At 35.5% G+C, this 9,475-nt stretch carries 6 protein-coding genes; 2 read left to right on the forward strand and 4 right to left on the reverse strand.

From position 1 onward, the window contains the following. Window positions 1-185, forward strand: a 185-nt coding sequence (locus ACP6PK_RS26665) for a hypothetical protein (protein WP_426564155.1), incomplete at its 5' end; no start/stop codon positions are given. Between the two features lie 354 nt (window positions 186-539). Further along, a complete protein-coding gene (locus ACP6PK_RS26670; protein ID WP_426564157.1) occupies window positions 540-2,294 on the forward strand; it encodes a GTPase in 1,755 nt (584 codons plus the stop codon). A gap of 45 nt (window positions 2,295-2,339) precedes the next feature. On the opposite strand, the gene ACP6PK_RS26675 is transcribed toward ACP6PK_RS26670, so the two are convergent. From ACP6PK_RS26675 to ACP6PK_RS26690, 4 genes are all read right to left on the reverse strand, one after another. Then, a complete protein-coding gene (locus ACP6PK_RS26675) occupies window positions 2,340-3,629 on the reverse strand; it encodes an anhydro-N-acetylmuramic acid kinase (protein ID WP_426564159.1) in 1,290 nt (429 codons plus the stop codon). 177 nt (window positions 3,630-3,806) lie between these two features. Next, entirely contained in the window at window positions 3,807-4,550 is a 744-nt protein-coding gene (locus ACP6PK_RS26680) for a PP2C family protein-serine/threonine phosphatase (RefSeq protein WP_426564167.1), read from the reverse strand. Between the two features lie 857 nt (window positions 4,551-5,407). Further along, the gene (gene treS, locus ACP6PK_RS26685) at window positions 5,408-8,740 is read right to left on the reverse strand and encodes a maltose alpha-D-glucosyltransferase (protein ID WP_426564161.1); all 3,333 of its coding nucleotides are present in this window, start codon (window positions 8,738-8,740) and stop codon (window positions 5,408-5,410) included. A gap of 550 nt (window positions 8,741-9,290) precedes the next feature. Continuing rightward, entirely contained in the window at window positions 9,291-9,461 is a 171-nt protein-coding gene (locus ACP6PK_RS26690) for a hypothetical protein (protein WP_426564163.1), read from the reverse strand. Window positions 9,462-9,475: the final 14 nt, after the last annotated feature.

The following is a 9,475-nucleotide window of genomic DNA, read 5'->3' on the forward strand; positions in this document are numbered from 1 at the left end:
TTAAGGTAGAGGGTGGTTTGACTCAATTTCGGGAAATATTTTCTACTTATTTCTACTTTTGTTTTGGCAAAGTAAATCTGTCTGGGAAATTATTTAAGGTAGAGGGTGGTTTGACTCAATCTCTGGAAATATTTTCTACCTATTCCTACTTTTGCTTTGGCAAAGTAAATTTGTCTGGGAAATGATTTTTTGAGTAATTAAGGTAGAGGGTGGTTTGACTCAACCTCTGGAAATATTCTCGACCTATTTCTACTTTTGCTTTGGCAAAGTAAATCTGTCTAGGAAATGATTTTTCGACTAATTAAGGTAGAGGGTGGTTTGACTCAACCTCTGGAAATATTTTCTACCTATTTCTACTTTTGCTTTGGCAAATTAAGGTAGAGGGTGGTTTGACTCAACCTTGGGAAATATTCTCTACCTAATAAAATTAATTTTCTTTCCAATCAAGATAGAGGTTTTGGAGACCAAACCCCTACGGGATAAAACATATTTATCAGTTAAAAAAAATCTCGACTGTACAAAATTAGGAGCAAAAAAAAATGACTAACACAAATCAACAATTCCAAGCTGCTAAAGTCGGCTCTAACTTTAAAAAAGTTCTAGTTAAGTTTGACAAATTACTAGCCGATGCAAAAAAAGAAGAATTAACTACTATCCGCAAAAAACTCCGGCAGGAATTAAAAGAATATCGAGAAGAAGGTGCAATTAAAGTTGCCTTTGTCGGACAATATAGCGCAGGTAAATCTACAATTATTTCTGCTATGACAGGAAAACGAGATATAAAAATAGATGCCGATATTGCTACTGACAAAACTACAAATTATGACTGGAATGGTATTAAAGTAATAGATACTCCCGGACTTTTTACGGAACGTCAAGAACATGATGAGATTACTTATGAGGCAATTAAGAAGGCTGATTTATTAGTTTTTTGTTTGACTTATATGTTATTTGACTCTGTGACAGTTGAGAATTTCAAAAAGTTAGCTTATGACAAAGGTTATCGCTGGAAAATGATGTTAGTTATTAATAAAATGTCTGATGAAGCTGGAGAAGAGGAGGAAAAAATTGCTAACTATCGCTACAGTTTAATAGAAGCTCTTAAACCTTTTAGTTTTGATGAATTTCCGGTTTGTTTTATTGATGCTAAAGATTATTGTGATGGTATTGATGAGAATGATGATTTTTTGCTGGAAATTAGTCGGTTTGAAACTTTTATTTCTGCTCTAAATACTTTTATTGAGAGTCGAGGTAGTTTGGCAAAATTTGATACTCCAGTCAGAATAGCATTAAAATTTGTCGAAGATGCTCAGTTAATTTTTCTGAGCAACTCTACGGTAAATAAAACATTTTTTGAAGTAGCTAACCGTCTATCTCGGACTATCCGCAAAGAACGAGACAGACTCCGTACAAAAGTTAAAAGCATTTCCTTAAATATGTCTTCAGCTATTGTCAAAGAAGGAAATGAATTAGCAATGGCAGTGGGAACTGATGCAGATTTTGAAAAGCTGAATAAAACAGCAGAATTAAATGTTCGTAATTGCTATGAAAAAGCAGAAAGTAAATTGAAAGAAGTTTGCGAAACAGCAGCCGCAGATATTCGGGAAGCAGTGGCAGAAGTATTAGATAGTGATTTGGTTAAAGCTTTTGTTTCTTGTTTGGATAAAGAGCAAAATATTTCTGCTTCTAATATTAATGACGGCATAAATTTTCAACAGCTTAAATCTCAAGTTAGTTCGCTCAATAAAATTGCTGAAGTTGCAGGTGTAAAAATAACAAAAGCAGCAACTAAAAGTTCTTTTACAAAAGCAGGAAATGTTTTTCTTCGTTCTGGGAATGTAGCAGGTAGTGGTTTACATCAAACTGTTTTAGGTGTGGGAAAATTTATAGGTTTTAAGTTTAAACCTTGGCAAGCAGTTGGTATTGCTAAAAATCTTGGTAATGCTGCTAAATTTTTAGGTCCTGCTGTGGCATTAGTTTCTGTGGGAATAGATGTTTTGGAAATGCACAATGAAAGTCAACGAGAAAAAGAAATGGCTGATTTAAGAAAAGATATTTCTAGTCAATTTCAGAAAATAGCTAAAGATTTAGACGCACAAATAGAGCGACAATTATCTGAGTTTGAAACTGAGGTTTATACAGAGATTGAAAAGCAAATTGCTGAAGCAATAAAACAGGAAGAGGAAACTATTGCTGCCTCTAATAGTTGGATAAAACAATTAGGAGAAGTTCGGAATAATTTTGACCTTATTCTACAATATATTCATAAGACAACGGCAAAAGCCAAAGGTTGAGTAGAATGATTACTTCAGGGTAATTATTTTCTAATTTTTTTCTGATTATTTATCTCTCCTATTTCCTATAATTGGTTGATGAATTTCTCCTAACATAACTTTGGCTTTTGCTCCTGTAACTTCTGGCAAATTACTCTTAATTTCTAAAGAGCGCCAATAAGCTAAAACTGCCATAGATATAGCTTCTTTAAAATCTACATCTACTCCTATTTCAGCAGTTGTCATTACTGGTATTGGTACTAATAATTTCTCTATCCTTTCTTTTAAATATAAATTATGGCTACCACCGCCACATAATAATATTTGGTCTGGCAAATTTGGTAAGAAATTTCTATAGCTATGGTTGATTGAAGCTGCTGTTAATTCTGTGAGAGTTGCCAGTATATCAGCAGTAGTTAAATTATATTTTTCTGCATCAGTAAGACAGTTAAATAAATAGTCTTTGCCAAATAATTCTCTACCTGTAGACTTTGGAGGTTTTTGTTGGAAAAAGTCTTGTTTTAACCATGTTTCTACTAACTCTTGGCATGGTCTTCCACTTGCTGCCCATTCTCCATTTTTATCATAAGTTTTACTTCCTTGAGAAAGATGTTCTACTGCTAAATCTAATAGTGTATTACTAGGTCCTGTATCCCAACCTAAAACTGTTTGAGAAGAAGCTAAAGTTGTTACTATCTCCTCTTCTTTTTCACTTTTCACTTTTGACTTTTGATTTGCACGAAGTGAAGCTAAACTTGTTACTACTTCCTCTTCTTTTTTACTTTTGAATTTTGACTTTTGACTTGGGCGAAGCGGTTGATTTTTCAAATAAGTAACATTGCCAATTCCACCTAAATTTTGTACACAGCGAGTATATTCTGGATGACTAAGTAAATGAAGATCAACACAAGGAACTAAGGGGGCACCTTGACCTCCGGCAGCAATATCAGCAGCCCGAAAATTACTAATGGTCGGAATTCCTGTTAAATTACTAATTACTTCACCACGGCCTAACTGTAGACTATAACCTAATTGTTGAGAGGGCGGACGATGGTAAACAGTTTGACCGTGAGAGCCAATTAGTTGTGCTTTATTATCATATTTTTGGTTAATTGTCAATGCTGCTGTAGCGAATTCTTGGGCAATAGCATCATTAAGTTCAGCCAATTCAGCCATTGAGAGAGAGACACCGCCACAAACATCAAGAATTTGGGAACGCAAATTTTCTGGGTAAGGGTAAGTAGATGCTGCTAGTAGTTGAACTGTCAAATTTGTTTGACCACCAGTAACATCAACTAAAGCTGCATCTATACCATCCACCGAAGTGCCACTAATTAAACCAATAACTTTGGTCATTTGCAGTAGTTAACCGTTCTTAGAAAGCTACAATAATCTGTAAAAATCTACAATTATCTGTCCTATTCCTGCTTCTACCTGGCAATGTCGGCATTATCCAGTCCACAGACTGTTACGGACTAATTGTCCGCCATAGCTAGATTGAAGCTAGCATTTAAGTCTCTGTCACAAACCTTATCAACTATCAACAGCGACTATTATGACTGTAATATTATCACGACCACCTTCCTCCTTAGCAGCATTTACCAGTTTTTCAGCAATATCTCCACAAGCATCACCATAACTTAAAATAGGTGCAATCTCAAAAATACTATAAATTTTCTCATCAGATAACTCTTCTGTCAATCCATCACTACAGAGTAAAAGGCGATCGCCTGGTTGAACATCTAAAGACAAGAGGTCTACCCTACCCATATCTTCCCGACCCAAACATTGGGAAAGTACATGACGCCAAGGATGTACTCTAGCTTGGTCTGAGGTTAAAGCATTTTGTCTGACTGCCTGAGCTACCCAAGTTTGGTCTTCTGTGATTTGTGCTAGCTCTTGTCCCCGAAGTCGATAGAGGCGAGAGTCTCCTACATTTGCACACCAAGGTTGTGGTTCTCGGAAGATAGCCACAACTGCTGTTGTACCCATATCTGAACGTTCAGGATGTTTTTCCTGGTCAATTATAATAGCTTCATTTGCTTGAATAAAGGCATCTTCTAACAATTGGGGTGATTCTATAGTATCCTGCCAATGACTATCTAGATAAGTTTTAATTACTTCTGTAGCAATTTTACTAGCTTCTTCGCCACCTGCATGTCCCCCCATCCCATCAGCAACAATAAAAAATCGTCCTTGAGGATCTATATAGTAAGAATCTTGATTAACTGAGCGAATACTACCTGTGTCAGTATTGCCTGCAAACTTCAGTTCGATAGTAGAATTTAGTTCACTGACTTCCGTCCTATTTTTAGATTTATTATCCACCTATATTATTAATATCCTGCTTTAATATACTTTTTCTAATTGTAGCATTAGAGTTTGGTTGAGAATATCACTAAATTTTCAGTAATAAATAGTTAATATTTGACACAATTTATTAGGGATAAGATTTAGGAATATTTGTTAGCATTCAGCCATGAGTTATTAACTTATTATTTTGGCAGGAGGGATTAGTTTCCCTAGAGAATGAAAAATTATGTTTGCCCAGGATGACCTAGGAAAGAAAAAGGTGATGAGCTAACTTTAGTAGTTATTACTTTCAAAAGTTGAATGCTAATAGCTAAGTGCTTTAGAGATTGAATGTATCAGGAAATATAAAAAGGAGATAGGGAACACTTAACACAGAAGGTGGAAACAGGTAATAAGAAATTAAGACAACTATTTGTCACTTAAAAATCTAGGAATAGTATGTACTTTTCCACCTCTGGATATTTACCATATTTTAACCTTTTGAAGTCTTACCTCTTTGAGATTTTAGTCACTTCGCGTGCTCTCTTAATACTTGTTTGACAAACAGTCTCTTAGCAATCCTATTTCAATTGTAATATTGTTGTGGTAGGGGCGATTCCCGCAATTAGGAGTATTCCGTAGAAAATCGCCCCTACAGTCAGGAGTCAGGAGTAATAATTTTCAAGGTTTTTCCTCAATCTTAACTATTAGAAAAATTCTCACAAATTATTTAGGATAGCTATTAGAATATTTGTGATTAATCATCAAAAATATTTGGCAAAATCAACCCACAGCTATTATTCGCAAATTTTTTCTAAATGGGAAACTTGTGTCTGAATAAATTATGGAACTAATTGTTGAATTCGTTTGAGAGGAATTTCTATCCATTCAGGGCGAGAGGTCAGTTCATAGTCAAGTTCATAGATAACTTTTTCTAATAGATAAACGTCCAAAAGTACCTGTATTTCTTGTTCGCTTTGAGGCAAAAATGAACTTGAATTTGTACTCTGAAGATATGCTTTTAAGAAAGATATGCTAACCCAAGTATACCAAAATATAGACCATTGTTCCATTGCTAAAATATTTTCAGGACGAATCATCCCATTTTTAATTTCTTCCCGGAGAGCAACATTAGCTGCATAATAAAATGACTCTAACATTACTGCAATATCTCGAAGCAGAGAACGTTTCATGCGACGTTCATTTAAAGGTCGAGTAGCTTCTCCTTCAAAATTAATAATGACAAAATCTTTACCTGTAAATAAAACATTTTCTAAATGATAATCTCCATGGCAACGGGTACGGATAGCGGTAATTTTTCGTTCGACTACCGAACCTAAATGTTCCATAATTATGTCTTGACGATTAATCACACTTTTAGCTAATTGTTGCGTATCTTCTGAAAATTTTGATAGGTGCTTTTTCAACTTTAATAAAATCTTGCCTGTTTGGTTTCTCATATATTGATAAACCGACCTTTGATAAAAAGGCGTAAACTGTTCGGGAGAAAAGTTGGGATTTTCTGAATCAGAGGCTAAAGCGTTATGAATATCTGCTGTAACCTTACCTAAATTTTCGGCTACATTAATATAAGAACCAATCACATCGTAGACTGATTCAGTAATCTCAATATTCAAACTATTATTAACAGTAATTCCAGGAATTTCTAACTGATTTACAGATGTTTGTTCTACCATTATTCGGTCAAAATAATCCCTCAAAGCATCAGAGGTATAAGACCAACCGTCTCTTGCTTCTGGAATAAATTCTTCTAATATGCCAATAGTAATTAAGTTAGTTCCTTGTCGGTGATATTCTAGATATCCTGCTGTTTGAGAAATATTCCCTAAAATTGCTGAATTTTGAGTTTTTGATATCTCTGTTAAGAAGTTCCCATTTTCTAGTTCTGGATGAATACCATATTCTAGTTTTCGGAATAATTTAAGTATTAACCTTGTGCCGAAATTAATTAAAGTTTTATCGTGTCTTTCAGACAAAATATGTGGCTGAATATCTTCTGTAGTTGCCTGCATTATCTCTGCTAATACATGAGTTTTATTTCCCTGAATAAAACCACTATTTCCTTGATGTTTTTGTTTTTTGTTGATAGCTGCTAAGGGTATATTTAAAAATTCTTTTTGCGCTAAAGCATCAAACAAAATTCCAGTTTTATCTTGCTGCTGTATCTGTAATTCAGCAATAATTTTTTGGGGAGGAATTTGAGAACTTATTTCCGACTGACCTAAATAGCTCAAAGGAATTAAATAAGTTTCTATCGGACCTTCTGTATAGTGAAATTCTAGAAATATTAAAGCAGTTTCTTTCTGTTGATAATCAATCGGAATTACTTCTATTATTTCTGTAGATTGAATTACTTTATTTTTACCCCTAAACCAAGGATAGCCACTCAAATAATTAGGTAAAATTGACTCTAACTTTTTCTTACTTTCTGGCTGAGAAAATATATTTTTCCAATTTTCTGCCACTGTCAAAACAGGAGGTTTACTCAAAGGTCTTAAAGTTTCAATATAAGATTGTTGTGGCTGTAGAGTAAACCAATAAAAAGCATAAGCACTCAAACTAAAAAAGTAAGGATCTTCCTGAATAGTCGGAAACTTAGTTCGACCAAAAATTTCTACAGGCACCATACTATTGAAAGCTGATAAATCTAACTCTACTGTTTGTACAAAACGGGAGAGATTAGCCACTACCAAAATATGTTGACCAGAGTAAGTCCGAGTAAAAGCCAAAACCTTTCTATTTTCAGGATGTAACAACTCAAACGAACCACGTCCAAAAGCTTGAAAACGTTCCCTCGTAGAAATCAAACGCTTCATCCACCACCACAAAGAATTAGAATTAGATCTTTGAGCCTCTACATTAATAGTTTCGTAGTGATATTCAGGGTCAACAATAACTGGAGCATATAACTTTTGAGGATTAGTACGACTAAAACCAGCATTACGGTCAGCACTCCACTGCATAGGAGTCCGGACACCATTACGATCGCCCAAATAAATATTATCTCCCATACCTATTTCATCGCCATAATATAGAACGGGAGTACCAGGCAAAGACAAAAGTAAACTATTAAGCAACTCTATTTGCCGACGGTCATTTCCTAAAAGAGGAGCTAAACGGCGACGAATACCCAAATTTATTCTGGCTTGAGTATCTTGAGCATAAGCCTTATACATATAATCTCGGTCTTCATCACTTACCATTTCCAAAGTCAACTCATCATGGTTCCGCAAAAACAAAGCCCACTGACAATTATTAGGAATAGAAGGAGTTTGATTGAGAATGTCAGAAATAGGAAAATTATCCTCCATCCGCAAAGCCATAAATAAACGAGGCATTAAAGGAAAATGGAAATTCATCTGACATTCATCCCCACTTCCATAATATTTAGCAGCATCTTCCGGCCATTGATTAGCCTCTGCTAATAACATTCGGTTGGAGTATTTCTGGTCGATATGCGCCCGTAACTTTTTCAGGAAGACATGGGTTCCCGGCAAATTTTCACAGTTAGTACCTTCTTCAACACAAAGATAAGGCACTGCATCAAGGCGCATGGCATCAACTCCCATGTCTAACCAAAAGTCTGCCACTTCTAAAACTGCCTCTTGTACGGCAGGGTTTTCATAGTTGAGGTCTGGTTGATGGTAGAAAAACCGATGCCAATAGTAAGCTTGAGCTACAGAATCATAAGCCCAGTTAGAATTTTCAAAGTCTTGGAAAATAATGCGGACTTCTGGGTACTTATCAGGACTGTCGCTCCAAACATAGAAGTCTCTTTCTACGCTACCTTTTGGGGCACGACGCGCTCTTTGGAACCAGGGGTGTTTGTCGGAGGTATGGTTAACTACAAGTTCGATAATGACTCGAATACCTCTATCGTGGGCAGCGTCGAGAAATTCTTGGAAGTCTTCTAGGTTGCCGTAAATGGGGTTAATACTTCTATAATCGGCAATGTCATAACCATCGTCTCTGAGGGGGGAGGGGAAAAATGGTAGGGTCCAAATTGCTGTTATGCCTAGGTCTTGGAGGTAGTCTAATTTTTCTGTAAGTCCGCGAAAGTCTCCTATTCCATCACCGTTACTATCGGCGAATGCTCGAACTGGTGCTTCATAAATTATGGCGTCTTTGAACCAAAGTGGGTCGTTTTTTAGCATAGAGTAAAGCTTTCTTTTTCTATAGTTGAAGATTCCTGAATTATAGCTGAAAGGGAGATGGAGAGATGTGGGAGGTGTGGGGGGTGGAGGAGGTGGAGGAGGAAATTTTCAGTAGAGAGAAATACTCAAATATTTTTTGGCAGTGGCAATAAACTCTCAGTTGTCTTGCTCTCTAGGTTTGATGTTCTACCCGATGCGTATATCGCAATAGTAAAATTGCACAATTAATTTTTCGATTCTTAATTTACTAATAATTCTTTCTCAGCACAGGAAATTTCTGGTAGATAAATAGAATCAAATATTTTTTGGCAGTGGCAATAAAGTCTCAAGTCTCTTTTTATCTAGGTTTGATGTTCTACTATTGCGATATACGCAATAGTCAGATTTGACAATTATTTTTTCGATTATTGATTTACTAATCAGCACAGGAAATTTCCACTAAAGAGAAACGCTCAAATATTTTTTGGCAGTGGCAATAAACTTTCAGTTGCTTTGCTCTCTAGGTTTTAGTTCTACCCGATGCGTATGTCGCAATAGTCAGATTTAGCAATTAATTTTTCGATTCTTGATTCACTAATAAATTTTTTCTGACTAGAAGAAATTCTGGGTAGAGAAATAATAGTCGAATATTTTCTGGAAGTGGCAATAAACTCTCAGTTGTCTTGCTCTCTAGGTTTGATGTTCTACCCGATGCGTATGTCGCAATAGTCAGATTTAGCAATTAATTTTTCGATT

The organism is Dapis hubbardiae BLCC-M172 (assembly GCF_050016015.1).
Classification (GTDB): Bacteria; Cyanobacteriota; Cyanobacteriia; order Cyanobacteriales; family Microcoleaceae; genus Trichodesmium.

What these genes read in the sequence shown, in the direction of transcription:
- ACP6PK_RS26670 (WP_426564157.1), top strand. Translation starts at nt 540, where the DNA reads ATGACTAACACAAATCAACAATTCCAAGCTGCTAAAGTCGGCTCTAAC.
- ACP6PK_RS26675 (WP_426564159.1), bottom strand. Translation starts at nt 3,629, where the DNA reads ATGACCAAAGTTATTGGTTTAATTAGTGGCACTTCGGTGGATGGTATA.
- treS (WP_426564161.1), bottom strand. Translation starts at nt 8,740, where the DNA reads ATGCTAAAAAACGACCCACTTTGGTTCAAAGACGCCATAATTTATGAA.